We start from the raw sequence: 20,980 nt of genomic DNA on the forward strand, positions 1-20,980 counted from the left end.
TTGAGTGACAAATTTATAGTAGCTAAATGACAGTTATATTGCAGATATAATAAGCATTAAAGATTGCTATTTGTTCAGCATTAAAAGTTCGTTCAACGTTGAAAGCCCTCAGTGACTTGCCCATAAATCACTGAGAGCCTAAATGTAAACTTCTAATTTAAACGTTAGATTAATCTATGATTCAACCTTGTCGGCTTTGCCCGCCGCACCTGCGAGTTTGGATAACTGTTTATCTAGCCACAATGGCGGGCTACCCGAATCTTCCGCGTTCTCTTTTCTTCGCACCGCATCACGCACCATCATCGCACCTACCCAACGAAATGGCTCTGGTGGGAAGTGTCCTAATGGGCCTTTGGTTAAACCGCTTCGTGTCCATGCATTGTCGATATCGAGTACCATTGCTGACAAAATCTTTCCGCCCATACGGGTTTGAGCAACGCCATTGCCTGAATAACCAAGCCCATAATAGATGTTGCCTTGGCCTTTTAGATTACCGAAAAATGACAGACCGGTGACCGAACGATCTGAGCCGCCAGACCAATTGTAATCGAATTCACTTTGCTCAAGTTTAGGGAACAATTTTTGGAAGGATTGATTGAGAATCGGCAGATAATTGGTGGTTTGGTTGAACATGCTTTCGACTTTATTCGCAAATGAGAATTTATTGCCGCCTTTGCCCAACATGAGTCGTCCATCTTGGGTGTCTCGGTAGTAATGAACAAAGATTCGAGAATCCACCACTGCAGCTCCTTTTTCGGGGCCAAACTGCTTGAGTTTTTCTGGGATTGGCTTGGTTACAACCATATCTGACGAGACAACCACAATACTGCGTTTGAACTCTTTGAAGTGATCGAACATCCACGCGTTGAGCGCCAAAATAACTTTATCGGCAAAGACAGATCCGCCCTTAGTTTGGATCCGAGCCGGAGAGCCATAATCGAGCGAAGTCATCTCTGTGTTTTCATGAATTTCGACACCTAGATCAATAGCCACTCGGCGTAAGCCTCGAGCCAATAAAGCGGGTTGCACACTGCCTGCAGCTTCTGAGTAATAACCCTCAATGTGGCGTTCAGATCCCGCTTTATCAGCCAAAGAATTATCGCACTTCTTCCAACTATTGATACCCTGCTTGATCAACTCATTAACGACAGGTTCCATTCCACCTTCTTGCGCTTCATTGGTTGCCGTGTAGTAAGTTCCGCTGCGATATAGATGCGCGTCAATCTTGTGTTCGTTACAGAAGGCTTCGATCTCGTATATAACCTTTTCCGATTCCTTAACCAACCATTTCGCTTGTTGTTTTCCGTAGAGCTTTTTCAGCGTTGGATACTTCGTTGACCACGTCAACATACATCCGCCGTTCGCACCAGAAGCACCGCTACCACACAAACCTTTTTCAATCACCACAACGTGCTTTTGAGGCTGTTGTTGTTTGATTAAAATCGCCGTCCATAAACCGGTGTAACCACCGCCAACAATGGCGATATCACAGTTAACGTCTTTTTGAAGCGGTTTAGAGGACTCTAGTCCCACCTTGATGCTACCAAATTCCTGCTCCAATGCTTGCTTGAACCAATATGAGTAGTGCTTTTTCATTTGTTGTACCTTACTAAAAACCTAAAGGCGTAAAACTAAAAAGGAAGACCGAAGCCTTCCTTTACTGATTCCTAACTTCTAATGAGCTGCATATCTATTGGACTACGTGTCTAATAAAGTATGTGTCTAATAAGCTCAGTAGATTAAGATTTTGGCTCTGATTTAGCGTCAAACTTCTCAGACCATGTTTTAAGAACGTCGGCACGTTCGCTGCCCATGCGAGCGAAGTCCATTTTTGCCATGTTCTTTTCTACATTAGGGAAGTTCTCTGCTTTGCCTGTCACATCTTGGTGACCAACAACTGGGTACATTTCGATGTAAAGCTCGTTTGCCGCTTTAGAAATAGACCAATCGATAACACGTTGTGCTGCATCAGAAGGCTTAACAAGGCCTACCGCTTCAGATTCCCAGCCGATGCCTTCAGGCGTAATAACTGAAAGGGGAGCGCCTTGAGTTTTCAGCTTAGCGCCACGGCTCGCCATAGAAATACCGATAGCGACTTCACCCATACCGGCTTGAACACATGGCTTCGAACCTGAGTGCGTGTAGTGAGCAATATTTTGGTCTAGCTTCTGCATGTAGTTCCAACCTTGGTCTTCACCCATGTTTTGTAACCAAGCCGAAACCTGCATGTAGCCCGTACCAGAAGATGCTGGGTTTGGCATAGCAATGTGGCCCTTGTAGATAGGCTTCGTTAGGTCATCCCAAGACTTAGGTGCCGGTAGGTTCAATTGCTTAGCCACCACTTCGTTAAAGCAAACGGCATTAAAGAATGCGTCATTGCCATACCAAGCTTGAGTAGATTGCGGATCGTTGAGGTTTGAACGCAGAGCTTCTACACCTTGAGGAGTGTAAGGCTTGAGAATGCCCTCTTCTTTAAGCAGTGCCATTGAAGAACCAGCAAGTCCCCAAACTACCTCTGCGCGAGGGTTGTTTTTCTCGGCCAATAATTTTGCCGTCATGATCCCAGTTGAATCACGTACCCACTTGATGTTGATGTCTGGGTTTTCACTTTCAAATGCGTTCTTGTATTTCGCTAAAATGTCAGTTTCAAAAGCGGTGTAAACCGTCACTTCCTGTGCTGCATAAGCATTGCCAGCTAGTAGAGTAACTAATGCTGCAAGTGATCCTTTCATAAAACGGTTTTTCATCATTTTCTCCAGTCAGGCCCGATGCCAAGGTTAGAAGTTAGAAGCTCCATCTAGAGGCTTCTATATCCATAAATTCATTTAGGTTGTGAGCACACACTTTTATTTGGTATGCACCAGATAGCGATTATTAACCTAATCGACTTTTATGACGATTAAATGAACAAAAAATGGCAGTTTCAAGATCAAAAGCTTTCTCAAGATAAGTGACAGATTTGAATGTGAAGCTTTTGTGAAAATGATGTTTGGGCTATTTACGACCGTTTAAATTGGTTGTTAAAGTAGCTATAAACACTGGTATAGTCCAAAATGACAATCACGAGAATTGAACATGAGAAACGAATACTTACTACTGACACCGGGCCCTCTATCTACTTCTGAAACCGTTCGCCAAGCGATGCTAAAAGATTGGTGTACTTGGGATGATGAATACAACAAAGACGTTGTTGAAGTGATTCGTAGCAAGCTAGTGACTTTAGCCACTAAGCAGTCGGGATACACAAGCGTATTAATGCAAGGCAGCGGTACCGCTTCAGTTGAAGCAACGATTGGTAGTGTTATATCTAACAGCGGTAAGCTTCTTGTTGTCGATAACGGTGCGTATGGTGCTCGCATTGCTCAAATCGCAGAATATTTAAACATTCCATGCCATGTCGTTTCCCCAGGTGAAACATCACAGCCTGACTTGAACGAAATGGAAACGGCATTGGCCATAGATTCAGACATTACTCACGTGGCGATTGTGCACTGTGAAACCACCACTGGCATGCTGAATCCAATTGAAGAGATTGCCAAATTTGCAAAACAGCACAACAAAACCGTCATTCTAGATGCGATGTCGAGCTTTGGTGGCATTCCTATGGATATTGCTGACTTAGGTATCGATTACATGATCAGCTCGGCAAACAAGTGTATTCAAGGTGTACCTGGATTCGGCTTTGTTATTGCGAAGCAATCGGAACTGGAAAAATGCAAAGGCCAAGCTCGTTCATTAAGCCTTGACCTGTTTGACCAATGGCACTGTATGGAAAGCAACCATGGTAAATGGCGCTTCACCTCCCCGACTCACACGGTGCGTGCGTTCTACCAAGCCCTGCTTGAATTGGAACAAGAAGGCGGCATTGAAGCTCGTCACAATCGCTACCGAACCAACCAAACCACATTGGTTGCTGGCATGCGCTCTCTTGGTTTTGAACCACTGCTTAACGATGACCTTCACTCACCTATCATCACCTCTTTCTACTCTCCAATTCATAGCGATTACCAGTTCAAGGAATTCTATGACCGTTTGAAAGAGCAAGGGTTTGTGATCTACCCGGGCAAGGTTTCAAACGCAGACTGCTTCCGCATCGGTAACATCGGTGAAGTTTACCCGTCAGACATTGAAGCCCTCATTGGCGCAGTGAAAAACGCTATGTACTGGGACATCAAATAATGACGACGACCAATCCAGAGCAAGTTCTGAAGGCGACGCACTTTCGAAGCGAAGGCGATGTGAACACCACGCCAGCGCGTGAGAAATGGAACGAATCGCTAAACGATGATGCGACACAAGTGATGTTGAAACGTGACTCTGACGTATTTCTTCATCAAGCGATGTCAACGCCTTGCCTAGACACACTTGAAGCTGCAGAAGGCATCTACATTCAAGATGCGACTGGCAAGAAGTATATGGACTTTCACGGGAATAATGTTCACCAGCTAGGTTATGGCCACCCACACATCATTAATAAAGTGACTCAACAAATGGCATCATTGCCGTTTTCACCGCGTCGCTTTACCAATGAGACGGCCGTTCAGTGTGCTGAGAAACTCACGCAGATCTGCGGTGGTGATTTGAATCGCGTGTTGTTTGCTCCCGGTGGTACATCGGTTATTGGCATGGCACTCAAATTAGCGCGACATGTCACCAACAACTTCAAAGTCGTTTCATTGTGGGATTCATTCCACGGTGCGTCACTTGATGCGATCTCTGTCGGCGGTGAAGCTTGTTTTCGTGAAGGCATGGGGCCGTTAATGGCTGGCGTAGAACGCATTCCACCAGCAGTTTCCTATCGTGGTGCTTTTCCGCTTAGAGACTCTTTTTCGCCTCGCGATAGTTTTCCGTTAAGTGGGAGTAGCGCAGGCGATAACAATGAGACTGCATGTGATGTGCACTATGCCGATTACCTTGAGTACGTCATTGAAAAAGAAGGTGGCATTGGTGCCTTCATTGCGGAAGCAGTGCGTAACACAGACGTTCAAGTACCAAGCAAAGCTTACTGGAAGCGCATCCGTGAGATCTGCGATAAGCATAACGTCATGTTGATCATCGACGACATTCCAAACGGAATGGGTCGCAGTGGCGAATGGTTCACTCACCAAGCCTTTGATATCGAACCTGACATTCTTTGTATCGGTAAAGGTTTTGGCGGCGGCTTAGTACCAATCGCAGCCATGATCACTAAAGACAAATACAACACGGCAGCGCAAGTATCTCTTGGTCACTACACCCACGAAAAAAGCCCAATTGGTTGCGCGGCAGCACTGGCGACCATGGAAGTGATTGAGCAAGAAAACCTACTTGAAAAAGTGCAAGCAGACAGCGCATTCGTGCGTGAGCAGCTGCTTCAAATGAAAGAGAAGTACCCAGTCATTGGTGACGTTCGCGGCATCGGTCTGCTTTGGGGGGTTGAGTTAGTCACTGACCATATCACCAAAACCCGGGCTTTCGATGAAGCAGAAGCGGTACTTTATCAATGTCTGAACGATGGCCTGAGCTTTAAGGTGTCACAAGGTAACGTGATTCAGTTAAGTCCACCATTGATCATCAGCCGTAGCGAACTAGAAGTCGCTCTGTCTGTCTTCGAAAAAGCGATAGCAAAAGTCTGCAAAGACTTCGAATACCTTTAAATCACCTTTTAAAGTACGTCTTGAAGAAATAATTTCAAGCAACCAATAACCTAAAACAATCAGTAACCTCCCGACTGAACCTTTAAGTTTTAAACAGGCGGGAAGTGACACACAATAGGACACTATTATGAACACAACATCACCTATCCAAGCGGTTATCTTTGACTGGGCTGGCACTATCGTTGATTTTGGGTCGTTTGCTCCAACCAGCATTTTCGTTGAAGCATTCAGACAAGGTTTCGACTTTGATATCGACTTAGCAGAAGCGCGTGAACCTATGGGTATAGGCAAATGGGACCACATCCAAGCGGTTGGTCGAATTCCAGCTGTTGACGCTCGTTGGAATGCTCAATTCGGACGCTCGATGACCAGTGAAGACGTTGATGCGATCTACGCGGCATTCATGCCTCTTCAAAAAGCGAAAGTAGCCGATCATGCAGCACCGATTTTGAATGCGATAGAAGTGGTCAATAACCTAAAAGAGAAGAACGTGAAGATCGGTTCTTGTTCAGGTTATCCGCGCGAAGTGATGGATGTTTTAATCCCTGCTGCTGCAGATTACGGTTACCACCCAGACAACATCGTAGCAACCGATGACCTACCTCAAGGCGGTCGCCCTGCTCCATTCATGGCACTTAAAAACGTGATTGATTTGGGCGTAACTAACGTTGCAGCGTGTGTGAAAGTGGATGACGCAGCACCTGGTATCGATGAAGGCCACAACGCAGGCATGTGGACAGTTGGCCTTGTTCTATCAGGTAACGAAGCTGGCTTGACGTACCAAGAATATTTGGATGCAGAAGAAGCAACACTTCAAACAGCACGAGAGAAAGCAAGTGTGAAGCTAAATAGGTCAAACCCGCACTATTTGATCGATACTATTGCAGACTTACCTAGAGTGATTGCAGATATTGAAAAACGTTTGTTAGCCGGTGAACGCCCATAACGGCTATACCTCCTCTAACGCCTGCAATTCAGGCTATATAACCAAATAATCCGAGCACATAAAAAATGAAACCTCGTATCACGTAAAAATGATACGAGGTTTCGTCGTTTCCAACATTTGAGACAGCAATTGTTCGACAAAAAAGTTATAAATAGCACCTTGAAAAATATAAATCCCAACAATCACATTGACTCTCATAAGCAATCAGACTAACAATGTATTAACAGTTCTTGAAAAGGTTCTGCCTGAATCAACGCCTTGATTTACTTACTTTTGCAGTGTCCCACCCGGTAAGTTTTCGCTTTAAAGGCCAGTTCAGATAACAATAAAAATTAATCCAAGGATAAGATTATGAAAAAACTTTCAAAAATCATGTGTGCTGTGATCGCAGCTTCAGGCTTCGCTGCTGCTCCCTCAATTGCCGCAACCACTTATGTGGGTGCGAAAGTCGGAATGGGGTGGCTAGATAGCGCTTGTGTCGACAACGTTGACTGTGAAGATGATTCAGTTGCGGGTGGTGTTTACGGTGGTTACAATTTTACCGATAACATTGCTCTTGAATTAAATGCGGATTACTTAGGTGATTATGACACGAGCTTTAACAACAACGGAGCGACTCAAAGATACAGCGATTCTATCGTAGCCATTTCTTTGAGCCCAATGTATCGACTAGCGATTAAACAAGAGTTTGATATCTTCTTCAAAGCTGGTCCTGCTTACATCATGCACGATGACGAAGACGACGTTGTATTAGCCTTAGGTATCGGCGCAGAGAAACAACTATCAGACGACTGGGCGCTTAGAGTTGAATACCAATACTTTGATGATTTTGACGATAAGATTATTCAAGATCTTAACTCTAACCTTGTTACTGTCGGCCTAAGCTACAATTTCGGTACAGGTAACACAACGGCATCAGCCGCAACAGTAGCTTCTGCGGCAGCAGTAACACAAGCTCCTGCGGAGCCTATTGCCGAGCCAGAAACCGTTGTTGTTGAAGAAGAAGCAGTTGTTGTTACTAAAGCTCAGACTGAAAGCTTCTCTCAAGGTATGTTTGAGACAAATAGCACTAAATTATCTTCAGACGGTAAAACTGCGCTAATGCCATTAGTTGAAGTGCTGCAAGCTCATCCTCAATCATCCGTTAATGTTGTTGGTCACACGGATTCAACAGGTGCGGCTGAGTACAACATGATGATCTCTAAGAAGCGTGCTGCTGCTGTAGCCGCGTACATTGAAGAGCAAGGCATTGAAGCAGACCGTATTACAGCTTCAGGTGAAGGCGAAGAGAATCCAATTGCATCAAACGCTACAGCTGAAGGTCGCGCGCAAAACCGTCGTGTCGACGCAACAATCCCAAGCTTCGAATACCAAGAAGAAGCGCAAATGGAAGAAGTTATTGTAGAAACGGCTGAATAATAGCACTCTACTCTAACTAGAATAATTAAGGGCGGAACACTGTAAAGTGTTCCGCCCTTTTCTTTATCTGGCTATGCCTATAAACCGTAAGCGATAAGCCGTAAGCCGTAAGCCGTAAGCCGTAAAAATCAGCCTACCGCCAAGCTGTACAATCAGAAGACTAGACGATTTCCCAACTATGAGTCATCTCTACGCCAGCACCCAACATTAGACATACAGAACAGTACTTTTCTAATGAATCCGCACACACCTTAGCAACCTGCTCAGGATCAAGGTTGTCACCAGACACTTCAAAGTGAATATTAATCACAGTAAAGATTTTCGGCGCTGTTTCACGACGTGTTGTTTCTAGTTTTGCATTACAACCCGTGATGCTTTGACCCGCAGATTTCAAACCGTCCACTACATCAACAGAGCTACAACCACCAGCGGCCATGAGCACCATCTCCATAGGGCTTGGCGCGGTAGCACCACCGCTTCCATCCATAACAATAGAATGACCTGATTGAGATTGACCTAGAAATTTAAAGCCTTCGACCCATTTAACTTCTGCTTGCATGTTGTTCCTTAGATGTACGAAAACGTCATCATTATCTAGTGTTTTATATCAATGCCTACACCCTACTACTGGCAGCATTTATGAGCAAGATTTTCTATTTGAGATATTTTTTTCATGAATAGTGTAATTTTTTCCATCTAAAACCTGTCTCTATTCGTACATTCAAAATCGAATGAGAAAAACGTCAAGATGAGGTATCTATGAATAAATTATCTAAAATATTGGTATCACTCGTGGTTGCACTACCACTGATTTCGCTGTTTGTAAGCCAGACTGGCACTGCCAATACAATGGATAAAACGGCTAATTCAGGTAAAACTGAAATCGCGACACTGGCTGGTGGTTGTTTTTGGTGTACAGAATCCGATCTAGAAAAACTGACAGGCGTGACAGACGTTATCTCTGGGTATTCTGGTGGTGAATTAGAAAACCCAACCTATAAACAAGTTTCATCAGGTAAGTCTGGTCACATCGAAGTGATCAACGTGACTTATAACCCTGATGTGGTTAGCTACGAACAGGTGCTTGACCAATTCTTCAGACACATCGACCCAACTGATGACAAAGGTTCATTCGTTGATCGAGGTCCACAATATCGACCTGCTGTTTTCTATCATAACCAAGAACAAAAAGACGTCGCTCAGAACTTCATGATGGAAATCGACAAGGCTCAGATCTTTGGTGAACCACTAAAAACAGAACTGATTAAGTTTGAGAAATTCTGGCCAGCAGAAGATTACCACCAAGATTATTACAAGAAGAGCAAAGTTCGTTATAACTACTACCGCTACGCTTCTGGTCGTGATCAGTACCTAGATAAAGTCTTCGGCGATGATAGAAATGAAAACCCGCAAACGATCCGTCAGATCATCGATGGTAAGAATGCGACAGCCAATACTAAGACATACAGCAAGCCGTCTGATGCAGAGATCAAAGCTTCTCTAACTTCACTGCAATACGATGTCACACAAGACGACGCGACAGAGCGCCCATTTGACAACAAATACTGGGATAACAAGCAAGAAGGTATTTACGTTGATGTCGTAACGGGTGAGCCTTTGTTTTCTTCAAAAGACAAATACAAATCAGGTACAGGTTGGCCGAGCTTTACACAGCCAATCAGCGAGGCTTATGTCGTAACGACTACTGACTACAAACTGCTTTACCCAAGAACAGAGGTTCGCAGTAAGTTTGGTGACTCTCACCTAGGACATGTTTTTGAAGATGGTCCAAAGCCAACAGGTTTACGCTACTGCATGAACTCAGCCGCTATGCGCTTTATCCCAGCAGATAAATTGGCCGAAGAAGGCTACGAAGAATATATGGAAATGTTCGAAGGCTAAAGCTTAAGTACTAAGAAATTAGTGCTACACCTATACCAACAAAGCCAGCATAACGCTGGCTTTGTTTTTCTAACGCACTAACAAGAAGGGTTAACCTTAGCCTGTTAACTTTTTTAACCCGTTAACATTATTAGCCCGTCAACACTGTATCTTCAGGGTATTTCAACAAGGAAGGTTCTGGACGAGCCAGCATGTACGCCAAAGTCAAAGGACCAATACGCCCGATTACCATAACGACAATCATGATGTACTTACCGGGCTCAGTCAGGTTTGCAGTTAAACCAGCTGTTAAGCCAACCGTTGCAAAGGCCGAAATCACCTCAAACATGACTCGATCAAACGCGGCCTTTTCAGTAAGCATTAACAAAAACATTGCGGTGGTTAACAGTGCTCCACTTACCACAATAATGGCCAATGACTTTGTTACCGCTTGCCAGGTCACAGTACGTTTAAACATCACTACATGCTTTTTCTGACGTAAGAAGGTCCACGTTGCTACAAAAGCGACCGCAAAGGTCGAAACCTTAATACCACCACCAGTGGAAGTTGAACCAGCACCAATCAACATTAGTACTATCATCACCAACAATGCAGGCTGAGTGTACTGAGACAAATCCACACTATTAAAACCAGCAGTACGAGCACTCGCTGACTGGAAAAATGCCGCCAGCCATTGCCCTTGTGTCGACAAGCCCTCCATCGTCGCTGAGTTATTTCTCTCCAATAACCAAAACATCACCGTGCCCACCGCCAATAACGTCGGTGTCGCCGTTAGCATAATCTTGGTGTGTAAGTGCAGATGTTGGAAGCCTTTCCGCCAGTTAGTCGATAGGTCGCCCACGACTGTAAAGCCTAATCCGCCGAAAATGAACAAGCCTGCTAAGGTAAAGATCACCAGTGGATCGTCAACAAAGCTCACCATACTATCTGAGAACAACGCAAACCCTGCGTTATTGAATGCCGAAATCGCGTGAAATAACGCGTAAAAGCTCCCTGTTGCCAATCCCATTTCAGGAACCCAGCGAAAACAGAGCAATACGAAACCTATAAATTCCGCCACCAATGCAAAAATGATGATCTTCTTCACTAACTTCCTGAGGTTAATCTTACGATCTTGCCCCAATGCTTCTTTCGCTAATGCTTGCTGTTTCAAACTTAGCCGAACACCAAACATATAGAGCAGCACCGCAGAAAGGGTCATCTGCCCTAACCCACCGACTTGCATCAAGAACATCAGTAAGATTTTACCTGCCAAGGTGAAATGCTGACCGGTATCAACAACACCTAAGCCTGTCACACTGATCGCCGACGTGGCAGTAAACAGTGCGTCCGTAAAGCTTAGACCTGTCACAGAGAACACGGGTAGCGTCAACAATATTGCAGAAGGGATAAGTACGCCTAAGAAACTCGTAAGGATAATCTTAGGTTCAGATCCTTTACGTGGCTTTTTATCACTCTTAAGCGTGTAGAAAGTACCTTTTCGTTTTAACGAATTCATACTGTTACCTTATTTCCGATTGCCAGTTACCAATTGCGTAGCTTTCTAGATAAGGTCTCTTTCGGCCCTGCGATGATCACCACATCCCCAATTTCTAAACTCACATCCAGTTCAGGTGCTTTAGTTAGGTTCGGGCCTCGCTTGAAACCAAGTACCTCAACACCATTTTCTTTGCACAGCTTAAGGTCACCAAGTTTCTTACCCAAAAAATTAGAACCAATAACAATTTCCGTCATCGCTAGGTCGCTACCGAGATCTATGAATTCCAGGACGCGTTTATCTAACATTTTTCGAGCGACACGTATTCCCATATCTCGTTCCGGCATGATGATATGATCAGCACCTATTTTCGAAAGGATTTTACCGTGAAATTTATCATTGGCCTTTACCCAAACCGTTTTAGCCCCGGCCTCTTTGACGACCAATGTAGCCAGGATGCTGGCGTTAACATCAGCTCCAATTGACACCATGACCATGTCATAATCGTCTAACCTAAGCTCAACCACCGTTTCTTCACTGGTACAATTGGCAACTATCGCTTGCGACACAAAAGCAGCAGCCTCTTTCACTTTATCTTCGTCGATATCAACAGCAAGAACTTGAGCTCCTGAATCTTGAAGCTCTTTGCATACAGATAACCCAAAACGCCCTAAGCCGATAACTGCATATTGTTTGTCACTCATTTATTACTCCACTTACAAAGCTACGTAGCATCGAAAACAAATAACAAAATTGTCTTCATACAAAAAAACGACTATATATCCATATAGAGATACAATTGTCAGCTAATCGATTGATTTATAAAGGTAGAGAACAAAAGTGATTTCTGCTAATTTCTAACCCATAATTTCTGCGGCAGTACACACAATGAATGAATTCATAACCCAAGTACAAACCTACATCAACCAGAGCCATAGCGATTGGGCAAATAGCGTCCTATTCATCACTATTGCGAGCTTTTTCGCTTGGGTCGCTTGGCGAATTGTCCATAATCGCCTGGAAATCTTGGTCAAAAAAACCCAATTTCATTGGGATGACCTACTGCTAGAGGCCTTAAAAACACCTGTCAGTACGTTGCTTTGGTGCTGGCCTGCTACCGTGTCTGTTGGCTTGATCCTTCAAGACCAGTTTGGTAATGAAATCAACTGGCTAAGAACACTTAAACACATACTGATCATATCTACGTTTGTTTGGTTTACGCTGCGAATGATCAGTAACTCTGAAGAATATGTCTTAGAGCAAAAAACCAGAGACGAAACCACAGTACAAGCTATCGCGAAAGTGGCTCGACTGTTCTTTATGGTGATGGGCGGCTTAACCATCATGCAGGCGTTTGGGCTGAGCCTATCGGGTTTGCTTACCTTTGGTGGTGTCGGTGGTTTAATCGTCGGTTTAGCCGCTAAAGATCTACTGTCGAACTTCTTCGGTGGCATGATGATTTACTTCGACCGCCCTTTTAAAGTCGGTGATTGGATACGCTCTCCCGACCGTCAAATCGAAGGTACTGTCGAACGCATTGGCTGGCGCATGACGATTATCCGCACTTTTGATAAGCGTCCTTTGTACGTTCCAAATTCGGTGTTCAGTAGTATTGTGGTAGAGAACCCATCGAGAATGTTGAATCGTAGAATCAATGAAACCTTTGGTCTTCGTTATCAAGATGCAGACAAATTGGCGCTCATTGTTGATGATGTAAGAACCATGCTCGAGACCCACCCAGATATTGATGCCAAACAGACGTTGATCGTTAACTTTGACAAATTTGGGCCATCAACACTGAACTTCTTTATCTACACCTTCACAAAAACGGTCAACTGGATCAGGTACCACAAAGTGAAGCAAGACGTTCTGTTACAGGTTCTGGCGATTATTCATAAACACAATGCAGACATCGCGTTCCCAACACAGACACTCAAGATTGACCCTCAAGACTTTTCTAATGTTCAAGGTCATAACAGCGTTCAGAGCCTAGGTGATAATCAGAATGTTAGCGATCCCAAAGATATGTTGAACTCTCCTACGGAAGGTCATCGATAGTCAGCATCCTTCTTGGTTATCGATAAGTAATAAGCGTGAAGCGTGGTAATATGATGGCAGTATTCTAATGCACACAATTACCACTCTATGATTTTACCTGTCATCCTAGCTGGCGGCTCTGGAAGCCGCCTCTGGCCACTGTCTCGAGAGCTCTATCCTAAGCAATTCCTGAATATTGCTGGCGAACAGTCGATGCTTCAGCAGACACTTCAACGCCTGCAAGGTATCGACGCACACCTAACGGATAGCAGCTGCGATGCGCCATTCATCATCTGTAATGAAGAGCATCGTTTTATCGCTGCTGAACAAATTCGCTCAGCTAACGTCCTGCACAGTGGCATTCTGTTAGAACCTGTCGGTAGAAATACTGCGCCAGCCATCGCACTTGCAGCCTTGCAAGCTTTGACCAAATCTCATGAGACTAAAAGAGAAGCGGCTGACCCAATCTTATTAGTGCTTGCTGCCGACCATCACATCGCTAAAACCTCTGAATTTCAACAATCGATTAACCGTGGTGTTGATTACGCAAAACAAGGCAAACTGGTGACATTCGGTATAACCCCAAATGCTCCAGAGACTGGCTATGGCTACATCAAACAAGGGCAACCTCTTATCTCTAGCCTACAACTAGAAACCAACATTACAGACCAACCAACCCATTATGCTTACGACATTGAGTGCTTTGTAGAAAAGCCCGATAAAGCAACCGCAGAAGCATACATCCGCTCAGAACAGTACCTATGGAACAGTGGCATGTTCATGTTTAAGGCATCACGCTATCTTGAAGAACTCGCCGAACACCACCCCGATATATTAGCGGCTTGTAAACTCGCTCTTGCAAAGCAAAATACCGACCTCGACTTTATCCGTATCGACGCTGAAGCATTCAAAAGTAGCCCAAGCGATTCCATCGATTATGCCGTGATGGAGAAAACCTCGCACGCAGCTGTGATCCCGATGGATGTCGGTTGGAATGATATTGGCTCATGGTCTGCTATCTGGGATGTAAGCGACAAAGATGAGCATAACAACGTCATTGAAGGTGACGTGTTAACCGTCGACTCTCAACACAACTACATCCATGCTGAAAACAAGCTAGTTGCTACTGTCGGTGTCGATAACCTGATTATTGTCGAGACCAAAGACGCCATATTAGTCGCAGATAAAGACAAGGTTCAGGGTGTAAAATCGATTGTTAGTCAACTAAGTCAAGCAGGTCGAACGGAGCATATTCATCATCGTGAGGTATTGAGGCCTTGGGGTAAATACGATGTGATTGATTTAGGAAAGCGAGACAAAGTTAAGCGTATCACTGTAAAAGCGGGTCATCAGCTTTCACTACAGATGCATTATCATAGAGCGGAACATTGGGTAGTAGTAGCTGGCACTGCGAAGGTGACCAACGATGAGAAAACCTATCTCGTCGAAGAAGATCAATCGACTTACATCCCTTTAGGTCACATCCACAGCTTAGAGAACCCTGGCGAGACACCTCTTGAAATGATTGAAGTTCAAACCGGCAGCCATTTAAGTGAAGACGATATCATTCGATATCAAGACAGCTATGGGCGAGACGTTCGAAGCGAACAAGCTTCTTCGTCTCGGAACAAAAAATCGAAATAGAAGCGGCGACAATCAAATGAAACCAACATTAGATCTTAGCTGCTTTAAGAACAACGATATTCGCGGCATTATTGGCACTCAAATTACCGAGCAGTTCGCCTACCTGCTCGGTAAGGCATTTAGCGAATACGCCCTATCCACGACACCTGAAACTTCATTAGATGGCTTGGCTCAAGTGGTGATTGGTCGAGATAACCGAGAAACGTCCCTTTCATTACAACAAGCCATGACCAAAGGCTTAATCGAGTCTGGGATAGCCGTCATAGACCTAGGTATGACTGGCACTGAAGAAGTCTACTTTGCGACTCGTCACCTAAAAGCGATTGGCGGAATACAAATCACAGCCAGCCATAACCCAATCAATTACAACGGAATGAAACTGGTCGGCGCTGACGCTAGTCCCATCAGTAAAAACAGTGGTTTAGATAAAATAAAACGACGCATTAAAGTACTGACTCAAGAGCTGAACGCCGATTTGCCGATCGTTCATGTTCAATCAAATAACTCCTGCATATCGACCAGTATTCTCGCCCCTTATGTAGACCACCTACTCTCCTACATAACACCTTCTAAACTTTCACCCATGAAGATTGTGGTTAACTCAGGAAACGGCGCTGCAGGACATGTCATTGATGCTTTAGAGAAGAAATTTAACGAACTCAGTGTCGCGATCACTTTCATCAAGGTTCACCATACCCCTGACGGGAAATTCCCTAATGGCATTCCCAACCCATTGATCAAAAACAACCAAATAGCGACTCGAGATGCAGTCTTAGAGCATTCTGCCGACCTTGGCATTGCGTGGGATGGTGATTTTGACCGTTGTTTTTTCTTTGACGAAAATGGCAATTACATTGAGGGTTACTATATTGTCGGGTTGCTCGCTGAAGCATTTTTGTTAAAAGAGCCTAACGCCACAGTGTTGCACGATATGCGTATGACATGGAACACGATTGAAGTCGCCAATAAGCTTGATGGGAAGGCTGTTGCAGTCAAAGCTGGGCATGCGCTCATCAAAGAGAAGATGCGAGAATTAAACGCTGTGTACGGTGGTGAAATGAGTGCGCACCATTATTTTCGTGATTTTGGTTATTGCGATTCAGGAATGATTCCTTGGCTCTTAGTGATAGAACTGATGTCGAAAACTCAACAATCTCTTCACCAATTGACCAATTCGAGTATGGATAGATTTCCTCTTCAGGAGAGATCAATCGTAGGGTTTCAGACCCAGAACAAGTCATGGCTTATGTGTTGTCGCACTATCAAGTTGATGCCGTTGAGATCGATCACACAGACGGGCTCAGCATGAATATGGGGACATGGCGCTTCAACTTACGAAAGTCCAATACAGAGCCGTTGATACGCCTCAACGTGGAAACCAAGCAAGATAGAACTTTACTGTCACTTAAAGTCGACGAGCTACTGTCTTTTTTCATTTAAGAATACAAAGCACTTCCAGTTTTTAACTAATTTTCAACTAAGAGTCACAAAAAAGCCCTTACTAGCGATTGCTAATAAGGGCTTTGAATTTTCAGTCGCTTAGTCGCTGACTGTAATTAGTTTACTTGTTGCGACGAGCTTCAACAGCATCTGCCAGTTGGCGAAGTACTGTTTCAGTATCTTCCCAACCAATACAAGCATCGGTAATAGACTGACCGTATGTCGCTGCTTTGCCGTCAACCAAGTCTTGGCGACCTTCAACAAGGTGAGATTCAATCATCACACCAAAAATAGCTTTATCACCACCTGAAATCTGTGCACTTACGTCATCAGATACGTTAATTTGGCGTTTAAACTGCTTAGAGCTATTCGCATGGCTGAAATCAATCATCACCTTCTCTGGAAGACCTGAAGCTTTTAGTTCTTCCTTAATCTTGCTTACATGCTCTTCACTGTAGTTTGGCTCTTTACCACCACGTAGGATGATATGGCAATCAGGGTTACCTGCAGTTTCAATGATAGCGGAGTGACCGTACTTAGTTACAGACAAAAAGTGGTGAGAAGCACTCGCTGAACGAATCGCGTCGGTTGCGATCTTAATGTTGCCATCAGTACCATTCTTAAAGCCTACAGGGCAAGAAATACCTGAAGCAAGTTCACGGTGAACCTGAGATTCAGTCGTACGTGCGCCAATTGCGCCCCAGCTGATTAGGTCAGCCACGTATTGAGGCGTGATCATATCTAGGAATTCACTTGCCGTCGGCATTCCCATATCAGTTAGGTCAAGTAGTAGCTTACGTCCTAGACGAAGACCATCGTTTAGCTTGAACGTATCATCCATGTATGGGTCGTTAATCAGACCTTTCCAACCAACAGTTGTACGTGGTTTTTCAAAATAAACACGCATTACGATTTCAAGTTTGTCGCCTAGTTCATCACGTAACACTTTCAAGCGTTTGCCATATTCAAGTGCAGCTTCTGTGTCATGAATAGAACATGGGCCTACGATAACAAGTAAGCGGTCGTCGCTATCTTCTAAAATATTATGAATCGCTTTACGGCTTTCAAAGGTTGTAGAAGAAGCAATTTCTGTCGCTGGAAACTTTTCTAAAACAGCAACAGGTGGTAATAACTCTTTTACTTTGTTAATTCTTACATCATCAGTCTGGAACATCGCTTACTTCTTCCTATTTTCTATCCTTGAGCTGAATGTAGGTTATCTCACGTAACTTTCCATCAGCACTTATCTTCTTGTTCCTTGTAACTTAACTAGTAAAAACTCTAGTTTCAATCACTAATTGAAAATAAACGCAATTTTTTTTGTGTTTTATATTAGAAACACCCTGTACATAATTATTTACACGCTATCGATTGCGTAATTTCAAGGAAGACAAGAGCAGCTATTCTTCAAGCTTCAGCATACATGTAGCATTGTGTAGCACTTGAAAACAAAAAAGCTCACGTGATTAACGCAAGCTCTCTATTCAACTACATTCTTTTCAATGGTTTGACAACGCTATCAAGCCCTTCAATTTTCAGAGCAAGGCACAATTTTAATAAGTCACCTAGCTCACCAGAGGGGAACCCTTTTTTGTCGAACCATAAAAAAACAAACTTCCACAATCTAACCACTTCTAGAGCTATGCACTTGATTTAATATATCTAGTGTCAATTCCTCATCCCTATCAAAGCAAGAACTCAAGATAAGCTCATGCCTCGACAAGCCAACGCCATGTAAGGAAGCTAGCTCTTTGATGTATCGATCATTCGATTCCATTAGTGAACTAACATCGATACCTTTACTGAATCGCCTTAATTCACCGGGTCTAAGTGGAATATCATAAGTTATACCGTTAAGATCCAACACCGCCAACGATTGCTCGATAACATTAAGGCTTACACCATTTAAATCTTCAATATTAATCTCTACAGGTAAGTCTTCAATCGAAAGTAGTTGTGATGCAGCTTGAGTACAGTTACTTCCCATAATGAGGCACTCTGTGACGTTTCGAGTCGCAACAGCTTTCATAGTTACCGCTGTTTGATGAAACTCATCAAATTGCATGAGCAACTCAGAGCATTCAAGTAACTTATTAACGGGTAACAGAATTGTCAGTCTACCAGCTAAAAAACGTATTTTCGGAACAAGACGCTTTTTCTCATAATCTTGAGCTTGTTTCATTTCTTCTGCGTAGAGAAAAAGCTGATCAAGCATTTTTACCCTGCATTGATTTGCTTTCGCCAAGAGGGAGTTGATACTTATACTTCTTATCAGATTACGTGAAAAATGAAACTTTCCGATCCAATCGGCAAGCTTTTGAACGGATGTAGACTCCCTCATTACTGACGAGTAGTCTAAAACAGGTATACGTATGCTGTTTTCAATGAACACATTGTTCAACTCAGAGCTCTTGCTAGGATGCGCAAATAAGAACTTTTTCAAATCTCCAATCAACTGCATCCAATCAATAGATAGACTCGAATTAAAATCGCTTTGGCCTTCTAACCACTTTTCGTTAGTAACTGAAAAGTCTTTGTCACCATCATGTAGTTCAAGCCCTAAGTTTGAAAATCGTTTTTCAAGCTCGTTTCGCCATAAATCTAATTCATTATCACTTCCAACAAAAATAACGTCATCTACATATCTGCAGTATCGCCCTTTCGTTAGTTGGTACATTTGTTTATCGATACTGTCTAACAACAAATTAGCGATAACGTGACTAAACATTGGTCCGGTAAGGATGCCTTTTCCAGTTTCACACTTTTTATTTACAGTATAATGCTTCTCAAGTAACTTCTTGCCGAGAGCGAAAAACTTCGCGTCTAAGTCGGACTCTAAACACTTTTCTTTCCACACCTTGATAGCGTCTTCATACCTTATGCTTGGATAGAATTTTTTTATATCCGTGTATAAAACTGAAGCACCTTCATTTTCCCAACATAGTTTAGATATTAATTCGTGCCTTTCTCGTATTCCATTAAAGTAAGGTACAAACACACCTGAAACATCACTATCTGAGGCCAGTTTGTAGCTGAAAACATAGCTTTGAGGATGAAATTCTTTATGTTTTGAAAGCTCAGATATGAGTAAAGCCTCACTCAAGCTTTCCACTGGTGTTGGTAAAAAAACATCTCTATATACGTAAGAGTTGTCAATCCAGTCCTTGTAGTGGTTTGTTCTCAGATATCCAACATCTCGACCATCTAATATTAGTTTCGAGCACACCCTTTCAATCCAATGATCACTCTTTGTAGCTGAATTTTCGAGATAATAACGAAGACCAAGATAAGCATTAACGTCACGCTTACGGTATTGATTTAACGCTTTCAAAGCGATTTTTGACTTCATGCTCAGACTCCATCAGGAAGGTCAAATCGATGGACCTTAAGCTGTACTCTATAAGAACCTTCTCCAAAAGTGTGCTTGCAATCAACCCTTGATGCTAATGAATTAACCTGCTTCTGACTGGGTAAAAAATAACTTAAATCAACATCAAACCATTTCCGAATATTCTCGAACAGAGTTTCAGCTTTCTTTGTCTGAGGCTCAATCCAAATTGCCGCGCTACTAGTATCTGTACTGTGTCTAAAAACTTCTTCGAAGGTGCTTTTAGTCTTCTTCCACCTCCCAGTATCAAGATACCCACTGAAGTTACATAAAATAAGCATACGATTATCACAATCTATACTCTTGATTGTCATCTCTCGAATCAGCTTAGCGGTGCTCTGCTTGCACTCTACGTCCCAAATCTTCAAAGATATATCTACGATAGTGATCGCTTGGGCTTTTAACATCGGTTTTATTAGCTCAAGTTGTCTCGCCATATGTCCAATTGCAACCTCAGATATCTCTCCAGCTACAATGACCACCTCCAAAGGATGCCTCGGAATAACAAATTTTTCTCTCAACTCTACAAGTGTGCATAAGATACTCATGATTGCAGCGCCGCTCCCACTGGGGATATCAGCGAGAAACACTTTGTTCCCTGCAAACAAAGTTGCATAAGTATCTGATATTAAGTCCATTTCATGTTTAGGATCTAAAATAGACAATACGACTCGGGCACACGACCCATTATACCTAGTAGCCAAGTGCTGATTCGTCTCATCAATACTCTGCCCACCAATAGCTCCAGTCGTTGATTTATGTAACGCCAAATCCATCAACCCATTTTCATTTAACAATGTTCGCCATGTATCTTCCAAAAGACGAGGAAGCCTCATTGCACGAGAAGCAGAGCACCACAATGTCAACGGTAATGACTCTCTATTGATCAACCTTCCCAAATCTCTGTATTCCTTAAAGTATGAATTAACCAGTCAATATGCAACAAAGTGAGCCTAAGGTAAATGCGTTTAAACAGAAATTATGATTTAAATCATGAGATTATGTAAGCAGATAGTGACCTAGTCACCACCAGTAATGGGCAATTATAACGCACTTAATTAAATATTTAGCATGAGCATAATCGAGAATCG

15 protein-coding genes and 2 pseudogenes are annotated in these 20,980 nt (G+C 43.3%); 8 read left to right on the top strand and 9 right to left on the bottom strand.

The features are described 5' to 3' along the window. Window positions 1–174 precede the first annotated feature (174 nt). Together AC3CIA_RS16535 and AC3CIA_RS16540 are read right to left on the bottom strand one after the other, a co-directional pair. Entirely contained in the window at window positions 175–1,596 is a 1,422-nt protein-coding gene (locus AC3CIA_RS16535; protein WP_488519282.1) for an FAD-dependent oxidoreductase, read from the bottom strand. A gap of 143 nt (window positions 1,597–1,739) precedes the next feature. Next, window positions 1,740–2,750: a putative 2-aminoethylphosphonate ABC transporter substrate-binding protein gene (locus tag AC3CIA_RS16540; RefSeq protein WP_017094998.1), complete on the bottom strand. Its 1,011-nt coding sequence runs from the start codon at window positions 2,748–2,750 to the stop codon at window positions 1,740–1,742. Window positions 2,751–3,075: 325 nt separating this feature from the next. Here AC3CIA_RS16540 and phnW point away from each other — a divergent pair, with 325 nt between their 5' ends. The 4 genes from phnW (at window position 3,076) to AC3CIA_RS16560 (ending at window position 8,001) form a co-directional block, all read left to right on the top strand. Beyond that, window positions 3,076–4,179, top strand: coding sequence for a 2-aminoethylphosphonate--pyruvate transaminase (gene phnW, locus AC3CIA_RS16545; RefSeq protein ID WP_488519283.1), 1,104 nt, complete (start codon window positions 3,076–3,078; stop codon window positions 4,177–4,179). Continuing rightward, complete coding sequence (locus AC3CIA_RS16550) at window positions 4,179–5,636, top strand: aspartate aminotransferase family protein (RefSeq protein WP_372243508.1); 1,458 nt, start codon at window positions 4,179–4,181, stop codon at window positions 5,634–5,636. Before phnW ends, AC3CIA_RS16550 begins: the two co-directional genes overlap by 1 nt. Window positions 5,637–5,763: 127 nt before the next feature. Then, window positions 5,764–6,582 (top strand): phosphonoacetaldehyde hydrolase, encoded by an 819-nt coding sequence (gene phnX / locus AC3CIA_RS16555; RefSeq protein ID WP_488519284.1) that lies wholly within the window; start codon window positions 5,764–5,766, stop codon window positions 6,580–6,582. 351 nt (window positions 6,583–6,933) lie between these two features. After that, window positions 6,934–8,001, top strand: a complete 1,068-nt coding sequence (locus AC3CIA_RS16560) for an OmpA family protein (protein ID WP_054547091.1) — start codon at window positions 6,934–6,936, stop codon at window positions 7,999–8,001. 160 nt (window positions 8,002–8,161) lie between these two features. Here the strand turns inward: AC3CIA_RS16560 and AC3CIA_RS16565 are convergent, their stop codons facing one another. Further along, window positions 8,162–8,560 (bottom strand): OsmC family protein, encoded by a 399-nt coding sequence (locus AC3CIA_RS16565; protein ID WP_108086995.1) that lies wholly within the window; start codon window positions 8,558–8,560, stop codon window positions 8,162–8,164. Between the two features lie 200 nt (window positions 8,561–8,760). Between AC3CIA_RS16565 and msrB the strand changes: the two genes are divergently transcribed. Beyond that, window positions 8,761–9,903, top strand: a complete 1,143-nt coding sequence (msrB, locus tag AC3CIA_RS16570; RefSeq protein ID WP_488519285.1) for a peptide-methionine (R)-S-oxide reductase MsrB — start codon at window positions 8,761–8,763, stop codon at window positions 9,901–9,903. A gap of 130 nt (window positions 9,904–10,033) precedes the next feature. Here msrB and AC3CIA_RS16575 read toward each other — a convergent pair whose 3' ends face one another. Then, complete coding sequence (locus AC3CIA_RS16575; protein WP_488519286.1) at window positions 10,034–11,401, bottom strand: TrkH family potassium uptake protein; 1,368 nt, start codon at window positions 11,399–11,401, stop codon at window positions 10,034–10,036. A 26-nt stretch (window positions 11,402–11,427) separates the two neighbouring features. Then, entirely contained in the window at window positions 11,428–12,084 is a 657-nt protein-coding gene (locus AC3CIA_RS16580; RefSeq protein ID WP_488519287.1) for a potassium channel family protein, read from the bottom strand. Window positions 12,085–12,268: 184 nt separating this feature from the next. Between AC3CIA_RS16580 and AC3CIA_RS16585 the strand changes: the two genes are divergently transcribed. From AC3CIA_RS16585 to AC3CIA_RS16595, 3 genes and pseudogenes are all read left to right on the top strand, one after another. Next, window positions 12,269–13,438: a mechanosensitive ion channel family protein gene (locus AC3CIA_RS16585; protein WP_061023261.1), complete on the top strand. Its 1,170-nt coding sequence runs from the start codon at window positions 12,269–12,271 to the stop codon at window positions 13,436–13,438. 87 nt (window positions 13,439–13,525) lie between these two features. Next, complete coding sequence (locus tag AC3CIA_RS16590; protein WP_488519288.1) at window positions 13,526–15,061, top strand: mannose-1-phosphate guanylyltransferase/mannose-6-phosphate isomerase; 1,536 nt, start codon at window positions 13,526–13,528, stop codon at window positions 15,059–15,061. A gap of 16 nt (window positions 15,062–15,077) precedes the next feature. Beyond that, window positions 15,078–16,501: pseudogene (locus AC3CIA_RS16595) on the top strand (phosphohexomutase domain-containing protein). Between the two features lie 121 nt (window positions 16,502–16,622). On the opposite strand, the gene aroG reads toward AC3CIA_RS16595, so the two are convergent. The 4 genes and pseudogenes from aroG to AC3CIA_RS16615 all read right to left on the bottom strand — a co-directional run bounded on the left by aroG (window position 16,623) and on the right by AC3CIA_RS16615 (window position 20,707). Continuing rightward, window positions 16,623–17,675, bottom strand: a complete 1,053-nt coding sequence (gene aroG / locus AC3CIA_RS16600; RefSeq protein WP_488519289.1) for a 3-deoxy-7-phosphoheptulonate synthase AroG — start codon at window positions 17,673–17,675, stop codon at window positions 16,623–16,625. Between the two features lie 314 nt (window positions 17,676–17,989). Next, window positions 17,990–18,106 (bottom strand): annotated as a pseudogene (locus AC3CIA_RS16605) (putative quorum-sensing-regulated virulence factor); the annotation flags it as partial. 19 nt (window positions 18,107–18,125) lie between these two features. Beyond that, window positions 18,126–19,850, bottom strand: coding sequence for an RNA-directed DNA polymerase (locus AC3CIA_RS16610; protein WP_488519290.1), 1,725 nt, complete (start codon window positions 19,848–19,850; stop codon window positions 18,126–18,128). 2 nt (window positions 19,851–19,852) lie between these two features. Further along, on the bottom strand, window positions 19,853–20,707 hold the full coding sequence (locus tag AC3CIA_RS16615; RefSeq protein WP_488519291.1) for a hypothetical protein: 855 nt from the start codon (window positions 20,705–20,707) through the stop codon (window positions 19,853–19,855). Between the last annotated feature and the right edge of the window lie 273 nt (window positions 20,708–20,980).

It is taken from the genome of Vibrio sp. QJM3NY_27, assembly GCF_057785955.1.

What these genes read in the sequence shown, in the direction of transcription:
- AC3CIA_RS16535 (WP_488519282.1), bottom strand. Translation starts at nt 1,596, where the DNA reads ATGAAAAAGCACTACTCATATTGGTTCAAGCAAGCATTGGAGCAGGAA.
- AC3CIA_RS16540 (WP_017094998.1), bottom strand. Translation starts at nt 2,750, where the DNA reads ATGATGAAAAACCGTTTTATGAAAGGATCACTTGCAGCATTAGTTACT.
- phnW (WP_488519283.1), top strand. Translation starts at nt 3,076, where the DNA reads ATGAGAAACGAATACTTACTACTGACACCGGGCCCTCTATCTACTTCT.
- AC3CIA_RS16550 (WP_372243508.1), top strand. Translation starts at nt 4,179, where the DNA reads ATGACGACGACCAATCCAGAGCAAGTTCTGAAGGCGACGCACTTTCGA.
- phnX (WP_488519284.1), top strand. Translation starts at nt 5,764, where the DNA reads ATGAACACAACATCACCTATCCAAGCGGTTATCTTTGACTGGGCTGGC.
- AC3CIA_RS16560 (WP_054547091.1), top strand. Translation starts at nt 6,934, where the DNA reads ATGAAAAAACTTTCAAAAATCATGTGTGCTGTGATCGCAGCTTCAGGC.
- AC3CIA_RS16565 (WP_108086995.1), bottom strand. Translation starts at nt 8,560, where the DNA reads ATGCAAGCAGAAGTTAAATGGGTCGAAGGCTTTAAATTTCTAGGTCAA.
- msrB (WP_488519285.1), top strand. Translation starts at nt 8,761, where the DNA reads ATGAATAAATTATCTAAAATATTGGTATCACTCGTGGTTGCACTACCA.
- AC3CIA_RS16575 (WP_488519286.1), bottom strand. Translation starts at nt 11,401, where the DNA reads ATGAATTCGTTAAAACGAAAAGGTACTTTCTACACGCTTAAGAGTGAT.
- AC3CIA_RS16580 (WP_488519287.1), bottom strand. Translation starts at nt 12,084, where the DNA reads ATGAGTGACAAACAATATGCAGTTATCGGCTTAGGGCGTTTTGGGTTA.
- AC3CIA_RS16585 (WP_061023261.1), top strand. Translation starts at nt 12,269, where the DNA reads ATGAATGAATTCATAACCCAAGTACAAACCTACATCAACCAGAGCCAT.
- AC3CIA_RS16590 (WP_488519288.1), top strand. Translation starts at nt 13,526, where the DNA reads ATGATTTTACCTGTCATCCTAGCTGGCGGCTCTGGAAGCCGCCTCTGG.
- aroG (WP_488519289.1), bottom strand. Translation starts at nt 17,675, where the DNA reads ATGTTCCAGACTGATGATGTAAGAATTAACAAAGTAAAAGAGTTATTA.
- AC3CIA_RS16610 (WP_488519290.1), bottom strand. Translation starts at nt 19,850, where the DNA reads ATGAAGTCAAAAATCGCTTTGAAAGCGTTAAATCAATACCGTAAGCGT.